Annotated in this window: 28 protein-coding genes; 2 read left to right on the top strand and 26 right to left on the bottom strand. The window is 37.1% G+C overall.

The window, feature by feature from the left end; genetic code table 11:
• Positions 1–38: 38 nt before the first annotated feature.
• The 5 genes from ACOZ9X_RS02460 to ACOZ9X_RS02440 all read right to left on the bottom strand — a co-directional run bounded on the left by ACOZ9X_RS02460 (position 39) and on the right by ACOZ9X_RS02440 (position 3,764).
• The gene (locus ACOZ9X_RS02460) at positions 39–1,766 is read right to left on the bottom strand and encodes a terminase large subunit (RefSeq protein WP_423416887.1); all 1,728 of its coding nucleotides are present in this window, start codon (positions 1,764–1,766) and stop codon (positions 39–41) included.
• A gap of 20 nt (positions 1,767–1,786) precedes the next feature.
• Entirely contained in the window at positions 1,787–2,227 is a 441-nt protein-coding gene (locus ACOZ9X_RS02455; RefSeq protein WP_423416886.1) for a P27 family phage terminase small subunit, read from the bottom strand.
• A gap of 251 nt (positions 2,228–2,478) precedes the next feature.
• Positions 2,479–2,862 carry an HNH endonuclease gene (locus ACOZ9X_RS02450; RefSeq protein ID WP_423416885.1) on the bottom strand — a complete coding sequence of 128 codons (384 nt, stop codon included), beginning with the start codon at positions 2,860–2,862 and terminating at the stop codon, positions 2,479–2,481.
• Positions 2,862–3,179, bottom strand: coding sequence for a hypothetical protein (locus ACOZ9X_RS02445; RefSeq protein WP_423416884.1), 318 nt, complete (start codon positions 3,177–3,179; stop codon positions 2,862–2,864). The genes ACOZ9X_RS02450 and ACOZ9X_RS02445 overlap by 1 nt, the downstream gene beginning before the upstream one ends.
• A 162-nt stretch (positions 3,180–3,341) precedes the next feature.
• Complete coding sequence (locus ACOZ9X_RS02440) at positions 3,342–3,764, bottom strand: hypothetical protein (protein ID WP_423416883.1); 423 nt, start codon at positions 3,762–3,764, stop codon at positions 3,342–3,344.
• Between the two features lie 95 nt (positions 3,765–3,859).
• Here ACOZ9X_RS02440 and ACOZ9X_RS02435 point away from each other — a divergent pair, with 95 nt between their 5' ends.
• A complete protein-coding gene (locus ACOZ9X_RS02435) occupies positions 3,860–4,096 on the top strand; it encodes a DUF2188 domain-containing protein (RefSeq protein ID WP_423416882.1) in 237 nt (78 codons plus the stop codon).
• A gap of 109 nt (positions 4,097–4,205) precedes the next feature.
• Here the strand turns inward: ACOZ9X_RS02435 and ACOZ9X_RS02430 are convergent, their stop codons facing one another.
• The 21 genes from ACOZ9X_RS02430 to ACOZ9X_RS02330 form a co-directional block, all read right to left on the bottom strand.
• Positions 4,206–4,709, bottom strand: coding sequence for a sigma factor-like helix-turn-helix DNA-binding protein (locus ACOZ9X_RS02430; protein WP_423418207.1), 504 nt, complete (start codon positions 4,707–4,709; stop codon positions 4,206–4,208).
• A gap of 116 nt (positions 4,710–4,825) precedes the next feature.
• The gene (locus ACOZ9X_RS02425) at positions 4,826–5,041 is read right to left on the bottom strand and encodes a hypothetical protein (protein ID WP_423416881.1); all 216 of its coding nucleotides are present in this window, start codon (positions 5,039–5,041) and stop codon (positions 4,826–4,828) included.
• Between the two features lie 43 nt (positions 5,042–5,084).
• Positions 5,085–5,288, bottom strand: a complete 204-nt coding sequence (locus tag ACOZ9X_RS02420) for a hypothetical protein (protein ID WP_423416880.1) — start codon at positions 5,286–5,288, stop codon at positions 5,085–5,087.
• A gap of 130 nt (positions 5,289–5,418) precedes the next feature.
• Entirely contained in the window at positions 5,419–5,922 is a 504-nt protein-coding gene (locus ACOZ9X_RS02415) for a hypothetical protein (protein WP_423416879.1), read from the bottom strand.
• Between the two features lie 4 nt (positions 5,923–5,926).
• Complete coding sequence (locus tag ACOZ9X_RS02410; RefSeq protein WP_423416878.1) at positions 5,927–6,499, bottom strand: hypothetical protein; 573 nt, start codon at positions 6,497–6,499, stop codon at positions 5,927–5,929.
• A complete protein-coding gene (locus ACOZ9X_RS02405; protein ID WP_423416877.1) occupies positions 6,499–6,792 on the bottom strand; it encodes a MazG nucleotide pyrophosphohydrolase domain-containing protein in 294 nt (97 codons plus the stop codon). Before ACOZ9X_RS02405 ends, ACOZ9X_RS02410 begins: the two co-directional genes overlap by 1 nt.
• Positions 6,792–7,103 carry a hypothetical protein gene (locus ACOZ9X_RS02400; protein WP_423416876.1) on the bottom strand — a complete coding sequence of 104 codons (312 nt, stop codon included), beginning with the start codon at positions 7,101–7,103 and terminating at the stop codon, positions 6,792–6,794. The genes ACOZ9X_RS02405 and ACOZ9X_RS02400 overlap by 1 nt, the downstream gene beginning before the upstream one ends.
• A gap of 25 nt (positions 7,104–7,128) precedes the next feature.
• Positions 7,129–7,533, bottom strand: a complete 405-nt coding sequence (locus tag ACOZ9X_RS02395) for a hypothetical protein (protein WP_423416875.1) — start codon at positions 7,531–7,533, stop codon at positions 7,129–7,131.
• Positions 7,523–8,470, bottom strand: a complete 948-nt coding sequence (locus tag ACOZ9X_RS02390; protein ID WP_423416874.1) for a Lin1244/Lin1753 domain-containing protein — start codon at positions 8,468–8,470, stop codon at positions 7,523–7,525. Before ACOZ9X_RS02390 ends, ACOZ9X_RS02395 begins: the two co-directional genes overlap by 11 nt.
• 29 nt (positions 8,471–8,499) lie before the next feature.
• Positions 8,500–8,652: a DUF6906 family protein gene (locus tag ACOZ9X_RS02385; protein ID WP_423416873.1), complete on the bottom strand. Its 153-nt coding sequence runs from the start codon at positions 8,650–8,652 to the stop codon at positions 8,500–8,502.
• Positions 8,653–8,829: 177 nt separating this feature from the next.
• Positions 8,830–9,741 (bottom strand): RecT family recombinase, encoded by a 912-nt coding sequence (locus ACOZ9X_RS02380; protein WP_423416872.1) that lies wholly within the window; start codon positions 9,739–9,741, stop codon positions 8,830–8,832.
• A 16-nt stretch (positions 9,742–9,757) separates the two neighbouring features.
• A complete protein-coding gene (locus tag ACOZ9X_RS02375) occupies positions 9,758–10,210 on the bottom strand; it encodes a hypothetical protein (protein ID WP_423416871.1) in 453 nt (150 codons plus the stop codon).
• A 141-nt stretch (positions 10,211–10,351) separates the two neighbouring features.
• Positions 10,352–11,881: an AAA family ATPase gene (locus ACOZ9X_RS02370; RefSeq protein WP_423416870.1), complete on the bottom strand. Its 1,530-nt coding sequence runs from the start codon at positions 11,879–11,881 to the stop codon at positions 10,352–10,354.
• Positions 11,882–11,962: 81 nt separating this feature from the next.
• Positions 11,963–12,184, bottom strand: a complete 222-nt coding sequence (locus ACOZ9X_RS02365; RefSeq protein ID WP_423416869.1) for a hypothetical protein — start codon at positions 12,182–12,184, stop codon at positions 11,963–11,965.
• Positions 12,181–12,408 (bottom strand): hypothetical protein, encoded by a 228-nt coding sequence (locus tag ACOZ9X_RS02360; protein ID WP_423416868.1) that lies wholly within the window; start codon positions 12,406–12,408, stop codon positions 12,181–12,183. The genes ACOZ9X_RS02365 and ACOZ9X_RS02360 overlap by 4 nt, the downstream gene beginning before the upstream one ends.
• A gap of 21 nt (positions 12,409–12,429) precedes the next feature.
• The gene (locus tag ACOZ9X_RS02355; RefSeq protein WP_423416867.1) at positions 12,430–12,732 is read right to left on the bottom strand and encodes a hypothetical protein; all 303 of its coding nucleotides are present in this window, start codon (positions 12,730–12,732) and stop codon (positions 12,430–12,432) included.
• A gap of 82 nt (positions 12,733–12,814) precedes the next feature.
• Positions 12,815–12,967, bottom strand: coding sequence for a hypothetical protein (locus ACOZ9X_RS02350; protein WP_423416866.1), 153 nt, complete (start codon positions 12,965–12,967; stop codon positions 12,815–12,817).
• Positions 12,954–13,076: a hypothetical protein gene (locus tag ACOZ9X_RS02345; protein ID WP_423416865.1), complete on the bottom strand. Its 123-nt coding sequence runs from the start codon at positions 13,074–13,076 to the stop codon at positions 12,954–12,956. The genes ACOZ9X_RS02350 and ACOZ9X_RS02345 overlap by 14 nt, the downstream gene beginning before the upstream one ends.
• Before the next feature lie 2 nt (positions 13,077–13,078).
• Positions 13,079–13,348 carry a group-specific protein gene (locus tag ACOZ9X_RS02340; RefSeq protein ID WP_423416864.1) on the bottom strand — a complete coding sequence of 90 codons (270 nt, stop codon included), beginning with the start codon at positions 13,346–13,348 and terminating at the stop codon, positions 13,079–13,081.
• On the bottom strand, positions 13,329–13,451 hold the full coding sequence (locus ACOZ9X_RS02335) for a hypothetical protein (protein WP_423416863.1): 123 nt from the start codon (positions 13,449–13,451) through the stop codon (positions 13,329–13,331). The genes ACOZ9X_RS02340 and ACOZ9X_RS02335 overlap by 20 nt, the downstream gene beginning before the upstream one ends.
• Positions 13,452–13,489: 38 nt before the next feature.
• A complete protein-coding gene (locus ACOZ9X_RS02330) occupies positions 13,490–13,693 on the bottom strand; it encodes a helix-turn-helix transcriptional regulator (protein WP_423416862.1) in 204 nt (67 codons plus the stop codon).
• 159 nt (positions 13,694–13,852) lie between these two features.
• Between ACOZ9X_RS02330 and ACOZ9X_RS02325 the strand changes: the two genes are divergently transcribed.
• Positions 13,853–14,515: a LexA family protein gene (locus ACOZ9X_RS02325; protein WP_423416861.1), complete on the top strand. Its 663-nt coding sequence runs from the start codon at positions 13,853–13,855 to the stop codon at positions 14,513–14,515.

Below are 14,515 nucleotides of genomic sequence, written 5' to 3'. Positions count from 1 at the left end.
ACTGAAAAAGCCGTACTCTGATGGGTATGGCTTTTATTCTATCTATAGATTGCACTGATTAAATCATCCATTCCATTTTCATCTATGTCATCCATCTGCATCATGGTTTCTTTATGAGCAACTAAAAAAGCCACAAATCCATCAATCTTTTTCTTAGACTGACGTTTTGACGGCCCTTTCATTCCATTTATATTTGTGACAACCACTAGATTAAGAGCGCAATAAACAAAAAGAGGGTTGTCAGTATAAAGTCTCTCTTCATAAATAATACGTTCAGCATCATCAATCATGGCATTCATTACTGACGGATACTGATTAACAGCAATACACTCTAAACCTAAGTTCTCACACTTCTCAATGAGCTTTTGAGACATAGCAGGGTCATAGTTTAATTGCTGCACATCATATAAGTCCATGCACTCTGTGATATATTCGAGCACTTGCTCCTGGTCAATCATCTTTCCATCACAAAATTGCACATAACCTTTTTCAGCTAAGTCTGTATAAGGGACATTATCCTCTTTTTCCCTGTGTTCAATATCAGCATTGGGGATAAAATACATCTGCTTCACTTTTAAAATCGATTTCCCTTCATCATTAAAGACAGGGAAGTTTAAGTTCACACAAGTTAAGTCAGTTGTCTTTGATAAATCCAATCCAATGTAACAAGTTTCACCAGTAAGATCCCCAAGTTCTTCAGTACTAACAAGAACATGTTCAACCTGATCTTGTTCGAAGAAGTTATCTGCTCCATTTACAAACACATTCAAATGCTTTGATAAGAATTCCGCTTTTTTATGTGCAGAACGTTCAGCACTGATAAATTCCGTTTCCAATGCACTCATGGTTACAGAAACACTGATGTTTGGATTCACCATTGCCCACACTTTACGATCTGTCCAATCGTAATTTTTGTTAGGTTCATAGATCATTACAAAGTTTGCATCGTTATCATCATTTTTAAGTACTTCTTTTGCTTCGCGATAAACACGCATACCCACACTGGACGAACCTTTACCAGCAGTAGAAATATTAAACATAATTGGTTCGTCACGAGCTATCTGAGCAGACTTAAAGTTGTCGTACTGGTCCATATTTTCTTGCTTATGCAGCTCATCATTCAAAACAAAATGGGGATTGGAACCCTCAATTGAATCAATGTTCTTACTCATTACAATGAATTGGTTAGAATAAGCCAATCCATCATGAATGTAATCATAAGTAACAGATGAAACTGTACCTTTTGGACCTTTATAAATATGAGATGCATTCATTAAAGCATCATGGTTTAGGATTGTTGCCGCGAATGGCTTTGCTGCATATTGCGCCTGATTGAAATCACTGGCACAGCAATAACAATCGGCACTTAAAACCCCTTCCCCATACATGGTATAGCCCAATGCTCCGACAGCCACCAATGTTTTACCGTTCTTTTTAGGGATTTGAATGTAACATTCCCTTGTTACACGAACCGTTTTTCCTTTTTCATTTTTATGCACCCATCCATATATCCAAGAGTACGCGAATTTTTCCCAATCCTCTAAAATAAATGGTTTTCCGGCTAAATCACCTTTTGTATGACGGACAAATGTTTCAACCCAATCCATCATTTCATTCGCGCGATCTACGTCAAACCAAATATCTTTACGCTTTTTCCATTTGTACCATCTGTCTACCATCTTGTTTATCGTATCGGGATACTTTTTAGGACTCTTTCTTACTTTTTTAGCGAATATTTCAGCATAGTTAACGCCTCGTTCTATCACATAAACCCCACCCCCACAGCCTAAGCTTTGCCGCTTCTCCATTTGTTTCTATGAGCTGTTAATTCATCCACAACAGGTTCAGGCTTTATCATTTCTTCCTCTTTTCGAACCGATGAACCGCCAGTAACAATCTTTCCTGGCTTGTTATTGTTAGTCAAACCAAGCAAAGCAAGAGCTTTTGTTTTTTTATCTGACCACGTTTCTACTTGTTGCGCCAGTGGATGCTTTGAGTTATTTGTGGCACCAGCTTTGTTGGTGTGCCGCTGTGTTGCCGGAAACCCTTTTTCTTTCCACTGAATGTACATAGTCATATAAATTTCAAAAATATCAAGGTAGGATTCTATGAGTGGATCTAGTGTAAGGGTGTAAATATCAGCATCCCTCATGATCTTCAAAATTCTATTTTTTTCAGCCTCTGTTTTTTCGGCTACAATTTTTTGACGCTCTTTTTTGGTTGCCAATATCTACACCCCCCTTTATTTTTGAAAATTTTTGTCTAACGAAAGGAATGCCACCTCTGCTACCTATCTCTCCACGATGGGCTATTTTGAATTAGGGTAGGGGGGCTATGACCAACTAACATCAATATGATCAATTAAATATTCAATTCCCAAGAATAATCCTGCACCAATAAACATCATTACAATACATAAGGTGATAAGCGCAGGCACGCAACCATCAAACATTCCACTTACCACTCACGTCATCTCTCCTATCGCTTTTCAAAGTAACTCGGAAACACTTTTCCCTTTTCCTTGTTCTCTTCTTCTGTATGACATTTTGGACACAGTAACATTAAGTTGTTTGGTTCTAACCTTAGTGTTGGGTCATCTTTGATTGGGATCTCATGGTGCACATGTGCTTGCCTACCAAATACAAACCTCTTACACTTCTGACAGCAGCCACGTTCTCTTTGGTAAACAAAGGACCGTATATCTTTCCACTGCTTTGAGTTATAGAACTGTTTGTTCTCATGGTGGTAGATGTTCCTCTTCTTCCTCTTCTGCAGCATAGACTTCTTTGACCTCTTATGTTCTTCACAGTAAGTGCCTCGGTCTATCTTTGTTCCGCAGCCGTTGAAGTCACAGTACTTCATTACTGATCATCGTCAGCTTTAAGTGATTCAGCAATATGATTCCGAATGGTATCTTCATTCTTCATATTGCCTGGTACTTTGATTTCGTTTTGTTCTGCAAATTCACGCAGTTGATCTGGATTCATTTCATCCAAGTCAACACCATTTACCACAGTCTGATCAGTATCCTTTGCAACATCTACACCGACCACCATACTCTTAGGATCTTTAGTTACTTCGAAGTCTGGTTCCTCACCAGCTGGTACAAATAAAACTTTCTTCTCCTTTGCATCCCAGTATTCAGTTCCCTGTGCAGTAACACGAGTTTGTACTTTCATTTGAAACACTCCTTTAGTTTTATTTGACTCCAAACAAAGCACACCACAGAGGCGATACACTGTTTGCAATCAAATAAAAAAGTACCCCTATTCCGGGATACTTCTTAAAAGTTTAATATTGCTAAGTTAATTCTTATTACGTAGGTATGATTGATTGTCCGTTTAATCTTGGCCATTTAATCCAACTGGCAATACTCCTATAATTTGATCAACGAATAACATAAAAGTATTAATGTGTATCTTTGGCAGATTTGGTCCCCCAATGATGGTTACATCTTTTAAATAGATTCGTTTATCACGATCAGTTACAGTTAAATTTTCATCTTCGAATATTGCTCTCCCTCTATGCATTGATTCTACTAATGCAAAAGGGTCAATGTTAGGATCATTCTCTAACTCTTCAACGATCTTTTCTTCAGAAAAATTATATTCCTTTAATTCATTTATTTCACCTATTATAATTCCATAAGGCGTGATGAAAGTTACTCGAGGATCTTTATCATTTAAAGTACTAACAAATAGCTTTTTCATACTTGATAAAGAATGTATCCATTCTGTCTTTCCGTTAATTAAATTGTCCTTCATCTTAAATCACCTCCCTCCACGATACATATTTCAATAAAAGGAAGGAATTTCCTCTTATTCTGACGAAATATGTAAAATAAAAGGAGGTGATAGTAATGACGAAGAAAAAAGATCCGCCTGTTCATACAGTTCCCAACAAGGCTGGTGGTTGGGATAACAAGCAAGGTGGTACTACCATTAGTCATCACAGAACCAAAGAAAGAGCTGTTGAAAAAGGAAGACAAGAAGCTAAAAGAGATCAGACAGAACATAGGATTCACAAACGTGATGGCAAAATCGGTGAGTCAAACAGTTATGGAAATGACCCAAATCCACCTAAAGATAAAAGATAACTTTACATCCACCTCTAGCCAGGTGGTTTTTTTCTTTCTATTATTAAGTGGCATTTGCACACCTAAAATAAGATACTTTCAAATAAGTATAAACTAATAAAAAACAACCTCATTCTGATAAACAGAAGAGGCTGCTGCTAATTCTCTTAGATATTTTCTTTTCAGCGCGCTCAACTGTACCTTGCACCGCACTTCTTGAAACTTTGAAGTATCCAGCTATTTGAGCGTAAGAAAGGCTATGACCTCTAGACATAAGATACATCTCTTTCTCTTGTTCAGTCAGGACACAAAGAGCATCTTCAATCCTTTCTTTCTCGCTTTCAGTAATTATGCTGATTGGCTCTTGATCTATCCACTCATATGGATCAGTATTCATGCTCTTAAAAAACTTCTGCATAACGAGCGGATCTACTAGCTTATCCCTTTGATATGCAGCTCTTCTCTCAATCCCTCTTTTATTACCTGGTCTTTTACCTGTATTCATCCATTCGATAGCATAACGTAGATCGCTTGCCATTCCACTTAGCGCAGCTTTGTCTTCTTCAGGTGCATGCTTCTTTAATTCTTCAATATGTCTGAGTGTACTTCTGTAGCCTTTAAGAAGATCTTCCATACCCATGAAATGATTATTTTCACGAATCATATAAGTGACCCCCTTACTCCAAACCTTTGCCCAGGCTCAATGACCTGGGCATTTATTGTTGTTAAACTTCATCAACGAAATGTTTATTAACCTTCGTCGTGTTCAAATGATGTAAGAACTTCACAAAAGTAAGGTTCAATATGTCCGATACTACATTCTTCATCAATGTAACCAACTGTTGTATAACCGTTTCCTTTGGCGTTAAGTCTTACAATATACAACTCTCCGCCCTTTTTTCTGTACCATTTTTTTAATTCGACTTGAGATGTATTAACCACTTTTATAACAAATAACTTTTCCATTTCTGTCCTCCTTTTTACTGAACTTTTTGTTTCAACTTTGACGCTACTTCCTATTTTGAGGCCAGCGCCAATCCACTGGAGCTTTTGAGGAGTTAGTGCTCTTTATCCCTTGTCTCTTCATCCAAGATTGAAGTACTGTTCCAACATTGTTAGTAAAACCAACTTCTCTGGGAATGTTAGGACCTTTTTGTTTTGGCATGTTCCGATACTTTTCAAGTTCTTCTTCAGAAAGATAATAAGTTTTCATATTACCCTCCACCCCTTTTTTAAACGACTGTTTAATTCATGCCGTTGCAATGGTTCATATAAGTAAACTCTCTGCCCTTCCTCCATTCGGAAGAGCAGAGTCCATTTATTACCTCGTTTACGCTTAGCCATCAGCTTTTAACTGTTTCGTCTGTTTCCTCTTCGCTGTCTGTTAAGATCTCTCTGATTTTTTCTTGTTCTGCTTCAACTTCATAATCTTCAAGTCTTACCTGATCAGGATTAACTTCAACATTGTCGCGGTTATCAACCGTATACTCAATTCCTTCGTCATCTTCTTCTCCATAAAACTCATCAAGTGTCATTTGAGAAGGATTCACTTCGATCTTTACGTTCTGGCCGGCATACTTATAAAGTTCTTGAGCCTTTTCCTCTGAATCTCCTTTAATAGCAAACTTCAAAGCTGTTTTTTTAGAATCACGCTGAATGTTCATGAATTCAGCAGTTACTTCGCCTGCTGCACACCCTTCAATTTTGAAAACGATAATGCTGCCGGCTAATTCATAAAGTGAATTGGATTTCTTTTCAGAGTCGCTGCCTTTGATTTCAAATTTTAGAATCTCCTTCTTATCGTCCTTCTGTTGCATTTTAAAGAAAACATTCATTTCTACTGTCATGGTTTTACGCTCCTCTTCTTTTTTTAGTTTTCTTCGCTTTAGGTTTTGGATTTAAAATATTGTAGATCACATCTTCTTGAAACTTCGGATAAGTAAATGTTGCGCCTTCTGTATAATGCCAAATCCCTTCTGCTATCTTGGCTAGAAGAAAAGCATCTGTGATATTGTCACTACCACTTTCAAAATCCCAACGTTTCAATGTTTGTTTTGCTACTTCGATTTTATCCGCCTTAATCGCTTTTCCATCAGGTCCTTTGTTTCCGGTAGCACCTGCGAATTTCTTTAACGCCATTGGAGCAACTTCATACCACTTATGTCCTCTTCTAGCGAGAGCCATTCTAATACCCCAACCAATTCCTCCGAGCTGGATTGCTTGTTGTGAAGCGAATCCAAACCCTTCAATGCAGATAAAGTCATCTCTTTTCATAAAGTCCATAACTTCATCAATCATAGTTAGCATTCTTAATGGATCTACTGAGCCCACACCAGTGAGCTCCTTTTGTTTTAATACCGTTCCATGCTCGTCCAATGCGACAAAGCCTGTTTTAGTTGATGGGTCTAAGCCTATGAATCTCATTAGTAAGCTTTCCCCCCATGTTTGTATGACCTAGATTTGTTTCGATGCATCTTATCCAGTATTGCTTTTTCTAAATCGATATTTTTTGAACCGCATAAATCAAAAATTCTTATACAGACATCCGCAAGTTCCTCAGCAAAATTTTCAGAGTCACCTTTGCGATCAGCCTCTAAAGCTTCACTTACTTCACTGTGAATTAGAGCTAAAAGTGTTCCAGTTTCTCTTGGTTCATCATGCCAACCTTTTGATTTAGCATTTTCATAAGCTAGTTCACATAATTTATTTATCATCATTAACTCACCCCGTAGCCAAGTTCTTGTAAATCTTTATTGCACCTGTCAAACAGATCTTTGTTTCCGAGCTCAACTGCTAATCTTTGAATCTCAAGAAGGCTGTCTTCGTCTTTTGGTGCATCACCTGTTCTAATCTCATAGAAGTTCCAACGGCTGAGATTTATAAACTCACCTGCTCTAACAGGTCCGTTTATTTCCTTAATTTCGACTTGGGCATAAACCTTACCGCATTCAACCACTTTAATGATTACAGATTTATTAGGCTCCGTTTTATGGATTGCATCATACATACAGCCTGCTTTTAAATCCATCAGATTCCATCCCTTCTAAAAGTGGTTAATCATTTAAGGCAATTTGTAAAACTTCCTTTAAAATTCTTTCTGCTTCTTCTTTGTTCCAATCAACATAATGCAATGCGTTTTCTATCCCAGTTACAATCTCATCAATCTTTTTCTCGAGCTCCTTGTTCGTTTGAATATGTTGGTAAAGAAACTCTTTAGCTGTGATGATTTCATTTTGTGCTTCCTGAAGATCACACAACGGACAGCTATATCCACCTTCTGGAGTATCTACTTCATGTTGTTTGTGATATTCAAAACCGCAATTCTCACAAACTACATTTAGTGTTTTAAGAATTCCCTTCAGACGTTTAACTTCTTGTTTATGAGCTTCTAATGATGCTGTAAGAAATTCATTATCTTCATCAGACTTATAACCATTCATATAAGCGTTAATCTCCATTTGCTTCTCCTTCCTTATTCAAAAGTGATTCTAGCCATTTAGCATTCTGCTCTTCTTGCTGAGAGTTGATATTAATTTGAGGAGCATCTGATTTTAGCCAATCAGGAACTGTTACATTAGGAGCGGCACTCTGCTTTCCATATGTAGATCTTCTGGTTGCTTGAGAGTGCTGTTTCTTCCGTTCGTACTCTTCCTGAGCTTTTAATGCATCTTCAAGTTTAAAAATGTTGTTTGTTATAGATCGAGATAACCAACCTTTTGCATAAGAGAATTCTTTTCCTAACTGACCAACTTGATTAAGAATCCATTTAACTAATTCTTCTTCCATTCCATCTTGATCAATATAGGTTCCTAGTAATTCAATTTGTGCAGGACTCGGTTCATAATTGAAACTTAAACGAAATACTTCATACAAAGATTGAGTTTTCTCTTCTTGCTCGATTGTAGTAGTACTTTTCTTTACTTTACTTTCCTTTACTTTACTTTCCTTTACTTTACTTTGGGGATTACTGCTGTCATTAACGCTTGCTGACTTGGAGTTATTGTTAGCAGAAACCCCCACTAACCTGTACTCTTCGTCAATTAAGCGTGCAGTTCGCCTTGAGGTGGCTAAAAGGAAGCGTTCTTGAATACCCCTTGAAGTAAGAACTTCGTGTCTTTTGAACAGCTCTTCGTTAAACAAGCCCCACTTAATGCAATCATTAACTACATCAGTAACGGAGTTTATGTCGACAGAAACTCTACTTGAGAATAGTAATTGTTCTTTTTCTGTCCAATCGTAGAAATAACCGTTTTTGTATATCTTCATGAACAGCTTGATTACTATTCCGAATCCTAAAAGACCATGTTTCGCTTCGATCAATGCGATCTTGTCGTCTTGATCCATATCAACATCTAATGGAAAGTAATCGAGTCCTTCTTTCTTCGGTCTTGCCATATCACCTCGCCCCCTTCTGTATTGCCTTGCTAGCAACCTATGATTTTTTTAGATCCTGTCTCTCTATGCACCAGATGCATCTCTTCTGGAAGGTTTTTAGTGATTAACCAGTTGTCAGGATTCAAACCATTAAACTTAATGATGTCCTTCTGACTTCGATTAGGACGTTTACCGTTTTTCAATTTACTCACACTCCTTCTTTATGCAAGCAATGTATTTTCCTTTAGTAATCCGAACAGGCTTTAAGTTGCTATGATTCTTTTCCAAGTAACTTTTTACAAAGCTTTTGAAAAGTTTTGGATTACGATCGACTTCCTCCCAGTAGAAGGAAGGAAGAGCGATCTTATATTCCGGTTGCATTATTCTCCTAGTACATCAAAATCGATGTCTAATGCATCTTGTTTAGGTTCTTCTGTCTTAGCCGATTTAGAATTCTCGAAATCAATTAGTTTATTAAGTCCAACAACTTCTTGAAGTGAAAGATATTTTGCACCCTTACCAAGAGTGTTCTTAATAAAAGATTTAAGATCATCCTCAGTCCAACCATTATTAGTTGTCTTGTCATAAACTAGATCCCATTGTTTCTTTAATTCTTCTTTTTCATTGAACGAACCGTTCTCAGCCTCAATCACCTGATCAGTAGGAGTTATATCGATACGCTGCCTATTTGAAGTATCATCGTCATAAGAAACTTGACTAGAAGAATCATGGTCCTCAGCTTCAATGCCGAACTGTAACTTAAGAGCACGTTTTAAAGTGTGTTTTTTGAACATGTCGTTAAAGTAATTTGCCCATTGGCTGCCGGCTTTCTTTTTGAGATGTTCAACCTCATCCATCTCAATTAGAACGACTTTATCTGGATAACCTTCACGCCTTGCGATCGCATAACATGCAGCAACTTTTCCGCGCGGAATCTTAATGGAGTGCTTCTCAATTTTAAGTTCTTGTGTTTCAGGATCTACACCAATTTCAAACTCATCATTCTCATGAACCAACTGAGTAGAAATTCCTTTGTAATCTTCTCGCTTTTGAGCCAGATGGAGAATCCCTTCAACTGATACCTGGATGCTCATTTGATTGCCATACTTGATAAAGTAGATGTGGTTCTTAAATGGATTTAAACCATTGTTCTTACAGATCTGAATGAAAAGAGCTAACTCTTCATTTGTTGCATTTTTAGCTATGCTGTTTACTACAACATCCAATTCCTTCTGAGTGAAATGCTCCTCAAACTGGCTAGTATTAATTGGTGCTAATTGAGTTTTAGACATATTTATTTGCTCCCTTTTATAAGTTTTGGCCTTCATTATCAGCAATCATCATTGCGAAGTTGGCAATGTTTGCACTTCGGATAGTGATTTCGTGTTTGTCTCTATCCAATTTCTGAAGCTCTTGAATAAGGTGTGTGTAATTCTTAGTGAGTTCTTTCATAAGGAACTCGTAGTGTTCAGAACCCCAACCTTTTTTATGGTCATTAACTCTTAGTTGCTTTTCCATATCAAAGGCGAATTGCATTAAAGGTTTGCGTGGTTTTGGTGCTGGTTCCATTTGTTGAACAAAGTTTGCAATGTCTTCGCCAATCTCATAAACTTGGATGCAATTACGATCCATTCCGTATCTCAGAGCAATTAAATCGAACTCTTCTTTGTTGCAATATGTTTCTAACAAGTTGCTTTCTTCAAAAGCCTTTCTAGCCTCTTTCATGAAAGCTAAATGATTTTTAGTTATTTGTTGAGCCACTTCTTCTCTCCCTCTTTCTCTGCTCCAAAAAGCAGTTAATCGTGCAATACAAGTCGATGCCACTCTTCCAGACCTTCTCACCTTTATATATAGGTCGGTTACATAAGACATGAGCACAAACATCTACAGGTTTTCTTTTGCTCATTTCACTGGAACCTCTTGAGTGTCAATAGCAAACTCTTTATCTACTACTTTGGCAACAATCAACTGGCCAGATGGCTTAGTGAACTTCAAAATGCTCTCAGCGTTATCAACGAAAGTCGGTGCAATAACATCTGATTGCTGACTAAGAACTTCAATAACTTCTAAACCTGCTTTAATTTTTTCAGCTGTACTTAACTTGCTATATGGCTTTCCGTCCATTTCGATTTCAAAAGTAGCCTTTAAATCACCGTTCTTTTGTTCTTCAAACAGGCGTATATTGATAGTGGTAAAAAGCTCGTCCATTTTGTTCACCATCAGTTCAGAGCGTTTAGTTCTAAACTCTTTTATGGATTCTTTAATACTTTGAGAGATATTCCGTTCTTTACGAATCTTCTCTTTAGCAGCTGAAGCTTCATCGATCTCTTCTTTAAGCTGATCAACACGTTTGAACGCTTCGAGCTTTGCTTTTAAAGGATAGATCTGTTCATCCAAAGCGAATGATGCAGAGTGATCAATTTCCTTAAGCTCTGGTATAAGCTCAAGTTGTTTTACAAGGTCCTTAAGTCGTTGAACCATGTTTTTACCTTCTGTAACAGCAGCATTTATTTCATTTTGTTTAGACTCATTTACCTTTTGCAGGGAGTCTTCATTAAGTGACTGACCGCACGTGCTGCAGGTATCAATGACTGGAGCAGCCTTCTTTTGAATAATCAAATCTTTTTGCTTTAGAATTTCTCGATTTAGACTTTCAATCTGCATTTCCAACTTCATTCTTTGACTAGAATGTTTTTGAGCGTTTCGCTTTTCTTCATCAAGGGCATCTCTTTTAGAAACAATCTCAGCGATCTGTTTCTTAATCTGCTCTGGATCTTGAGAAGAATCATGAAGCTCTATATATTTTGCTAATTGTTCTTGCAGAGTTAGTACTCTCTCACCAGCTCTTTCAATTGCTTTGTCATTGTTTTTAAAAGATTCAACGTGAATCTTTTCTAGATCATCAAGTGAGTGCTTCTTTAATGGTTCTTCAAGTCGTTTAGTATGGGTGCTTCCAAGTGCTGCAAGAATTTCTTTATTCAGTGGTTCAGTAACATATTGGAGCAATTGTTTACGCTGATCTTGCCAATGCTGACTGGAGAAGTAAGTAGGGTTAAACAAGGATAGAAACAGATTTTTATCGAAAAGAGATTCAACTAACTCTGAGTATTTAGTTGCCTTTTCCGGAACATCATTGATGTAATACTTTGCTTTACCTTTGTGTAATGCGCGGCCAAGCAATGTTTGAACATCATCTACTGCAATTAGAAGTTCAGATTTAACTTCTACTGGAAGTTCCTCACCAATAGGTGTAGGGTCCACCTTAGTTCCAATAGGATCAATACCGTATAAACACCAAGTGATTGCTTCAGCGATTGAAGACTTACCAGCTCCATTTCGACCACTAATGTTTGTGATATCGCTAAACTTAATCTTTAAATCGTTGTGATTCTTAAAATTAGAAACTGCTAAACTAACAAACTTTATATTCAATTTTGATTCCTCCAGGTTATATTTTTGGACAAACAGTCGTATAATGTTCTTAAAGTATTTAGGACAATACTTGTTTGGCTGTTACCCTGCCCGGTAGCAGCTCTTGTTACATTCGTTTTTATATCTTCTTTTAATGTCATCCGGCTTTCTGCTGATTCTACGACTTGTTTCTTCTACAGCCATTTCAAAAGATCCATAAACACCAGTCAAAGTAGCAACATGATTAACCATGTAGAACAGTTCACTTTCAGACCAAGATCCGTTTTTATACCACTGGTTTTTTCTAGTTCCTGCAGGTCTCATGTCTGTTCTTCCTCCTCTTTTGCGATTTGAGGAAAACCAATCTCTTGCACATACTTTTCAGCACAATCAGAATTACGATGAATTAAGTCACCATGAACTGCCCACACTTCATTTCCTATGAAGATCTCTCCACCACAACCTCCACAATAGTGAACAACTTCATCTTCTTGTGGGTCAGTAATCCCATTGCCATTCGCCAATACCATTGGATTTTCAATGCACATCTTTTTTCACTCTCCTCATATTTAAGTAGGTATCGCGACTTTATTTGTCAGCATCACCCCTTTCAATCGAGGACCATTAATCTTCTGGTGTCTTTTCATGGTGTGGCTTACCCATAAAACAAGATCGGAACATTTTGCGTGTTCAAGAGCTCTAATGATGTATGTAAATTCCATTCCGTCATGTTCTTTTTGTTCGTATAAATTGTGGTAAGCAATATCAAACATATTTAACTCATTGACATTGGATAGAGTGTTTCGATAGTCATCCATAGCTGTCATCACTGATACCCAATCACTAGGTAGTAGGTAAAGTGGATGTTTCATTTTCCTGTTACGCCCCACGTTACGCCTAACCCAATTCCTATTAGTAAAGCTGTTACGAGTTGTAAGAAAATGATCCCATCCATTACAACTGCCCCTTCCTTGCTAAAAGTTCAGCGTTAGTTAATTTTGTTTCCAAAAGAGGATGATCCACTCTCTTAAGACCCATCGCTTCACGAGCGTCATTAATACTTATCTTTCGGGTTTTTACTTCTTGGAAGAGCTCATCTTTTTTCATGCTTGTCCATTCCTCCTTCAAAATACTGAGCAGCATATTTGATGAAGATCTTCAGCTGCTCAAAAGTTTGAATTTCACTGAAAGCCAGTTTTAATTGTTTGTTATCCATTCCTAACCCCTTGGCTGCTCCGAAAGCCATTTAAGCAAAAACCTTGTAGTATCTTCTGCCGGGAAGTACCACTTGCTCCCGACCTTATACTTTGGGAACCTCGGATCGTGAAAGAACTTCTCGACGATGGTATTCCAAGAAATACAAGTTCTTCTTATAAGCTCCTTACGATCCCAAAACACAAGCTCTTTACTAACATCTTTTAGAACAGCTTCAATTTTTTCTTTACAAAGTTCCTTGACGATTTCTTCATCAATTTGAACTTGAATCAATATTTTCACCCTCTGTCATAAGTAGAATGATATTTAGGATGTCATCATCTTCTTTTGACCAATGCCATCTTGAATCACGGTATTCTTGATCACACTTTTCCATTATGTCTTCTCCTCTCAGTAATTTTGACACTTAATGTGTCATTGTTGACCAAAAAAAATATCAGCGACGGAAACATTGTAATATTGAGCGATTTTAAATTTGATTTCGTCACGTGGATTTCTTTCACCGTTTTCATACATCCTAAGGGTAGAAAGACCTATACCTAAATCCTCCGCAACCTCTCTTCTCGGCTTTTCACCTCTTAATTCCTGTAATTTTAGACCTATTTCCTTTCGATTCATGCTTTCACCCCTTTCTTTTGGCACATATCGTGTCAAGGTGTATCCATACTATAAAACGGATATGTAAATCTTGTCAATTATTTTTTAGCACAATTTGTGTCAATTGGCACAATATGTGCTATAATCTAGAAAATGAATATATTCGAAGGGTTGATTATATTGAGTCTAGGAAATCAAATTAAAAATTTAAGAAGAAAATCAAAATTAACTCAAATGGATTTAGCAAAGAAGTTGGGTGTATCACGTAGTGCAATAAACATGTGGGAGCATGATGATCGAAAGCCATCTATCCCAGTTCTTAAAGACATGGCTGAACTTTTTAGTATTGAATTAATGGATTTACTTAAGTACATCATCGATGAGAATAAGAATGAAAAACAAGATGATAACTCTGTTCAAGAATCTCCAACTTCTTATTCAGTAACAGATTATTTAGTACCTGACTCTACTGTGAAAATACCGATCGTCGGACAAATTTCATGTGGATCAGGTGGATTGGCATATGAAGAGATTCAAGGATATGAAGATACTCCGGCATCATGGCTTAATGGTGGAGAATATTTTTATTTGCGTGCTAAGGGAGATAGCATGATGAATGCTCGTATATTTGATGGGGATTTAGTGCTTATAAGAAGTCAACCAGAAGTTGAAGATGGAGAAATTGCTGCTGTTTTAATTGACGATGAAGCTGTTTTAAAAAGAGTTTATAAAAGGGATGATACTTTAATTCTTCAATCTGAAAATCCACTTTATCCACCTAAAATTGTTAAGAACGGTGTGCAAATACTAGGGAAATTAAAAAAAATCGTAATAAACATGTAG

Source organism: Fictibacillus nanhaiensis, assembly GCF_049537595.1.
GTDB lineage: Bacteria > Bacillota > Bacilli > Bacillales > Fictibacillaceae > Fictibacillus > Fictibacillus nanhaiensis_F.
This window is presented reverse-complemented; position numbering and strand designations above follow the sequence as displayed.

Bases quoted from the DNA above. Each gene is read 5' to 3' on its own strand.
- ACOZ9X_RS02450 (WP_423416885.1), bottom strand. From the start codon at position 2,862: ATGAAGTACTGTGACTTCAACGGCTGCGGAACAAAGATAGACCGAGGC.
- ACOZ9X_RS02445 (WP_423416884.1), bottom strand. From the start codon at position 3,179: ATGAAAGTACAAACTCGTGTTACTGCACAGGGAACTGAATACTGGGAT.
- ACOZ9X_RS02440 (WP_423416883.1), bottom strand. From the start codon at position 3,764: ATGAAGGACAATTTAATTAACGGAAAGACAGAATGGATACATTCTTTA.
- ACOZ9X_RS02435 (WP_423416882.1), top strand. From the start codon at position 3,860: ATGACGAAGAAAAAAGATCCGCCTGTTCATACAGTTCCCAACAAGGCT.
- ACOZ9X_RS02430 (WP_423418207.1), bottom strand. From the start codon at position 4,709: ATGGAAGATCTTCTTAAAGGCTACAGAAGTACACTCAGACATATTGAA.
- ACOZ9X_RS02425 (WP_423416881.1), bottom strand. From the start codon at position 5,041: ATGGAAAAGTTATTTGTTATAAAAGTGGTTAATACATCTCAAGTCGAA.
- ACOZ9X_RS02420 (WP_423416880.1), bottom strand. From the start codon at position 5,288: ATGAAAACTTATTATCTTTCTGAAGAAGAACTTGAAAAGTATCGGAAC.
- ACOZ9X_RS02415 (WP_423416879.1), bottom strand. From the start codon at position 5,922: ATGACAGTAGAAATGAATGTTTTCTTTAAAATGCAACAGAAGGACGAT.
- ACOZ9X_RS02410 (WP_423416878.1), bottom strand. From the start codon at position 6,499: ATGAGATTCATAGGCTTAGACCCATCAACTAAAACAGGCTTTGTCGCA.
- ACOZ9X_RS02405 (WP_423416877.1), bottom strand. From the start codon at position 6,792: ATGATGATAAATAAATTATGTGAACTAGCTTATGAAAATGCTAAATCA.
- ACOZ9X_RS02400 (WP_423416876.1), bottom strand. From the start codon at position 7,103: ATGGATTTAAAAGCAGGCTGTATGTATGATGCAATCCATAAAACGGAG.
- ACOZ9X_RS02395 (WP_423416875.1), bottom strand. From the start codon at position 7,533: ATGGAGATTAACGCTTATATGAATGGTTATAAGTCTGATGAAGATAAT.
- ACOZ9X_RS02390 (WP_423416874.1), bottom strand. From the start codon at position 8,470: ATGGCAAGACCGAAGAAAGAAGGACTCGATTACTTTCCATTAGATGTT.
- ACOZ9X_RS02380 (WP_423416872.1), bottom strand. From the start codon at position 9,741: ATGTCTAAAACTCAATTAGCACCAATTAATACTAGCCAGTTTGAGGAG.
- ACOZ9X_RS02365 (WP_423416869.1), bottom strand. From the start codon at position 12,184: ATGAGACCTGCAGGAACTAGAAAAAACCAGTGGTATAAAAACGGATCT.
- ACOZ9X_RS02360 (WP_423416868.1), bottom strand. From the start codon at position 12,408: ATGTGCATTGAAAATCCAATGGTATTGGCGAATGGCAATGGGATTACT.
- ACOZ9X_RS02355 (WP_423416867.1), bottom strand. From the start codon at position 12,732: ATGAAACATCCACTTTACCTACTACCTAGTGATTGGGTATCAGTGATG.
- ACOZ9X_RS02350 (WP_423416866.1), bottom strand. From the start codon at position 12,967: ATGAAAAAAGATGAGCTCTTCCAAGAAGTAAAAACCCGAAAGATAAGT.
- ACOZ9X_RS02345 (WP_423416865.1), bottom strand. From the start codon at position 13,076: ATGGATAACAAACAATTAAAACTGGCTTTCAGTGAAATTCAAACTTTT.
- ACOZ9X_RS02335 (WP_423416863.1), bottom strand. From the start codon at position 13,451: ATGGAAAAGTGTGATCAAGAATACCGTGATTCAAGATGGCATTGGTCA.
- ACOZ9X_RS02330 (WP_423416862.1), bottom strand. From the start codon at position 13,693: ATGAATCGAAAGGAAATAGGTCTAAAATTACAGGAATTAAGAGGTGAA.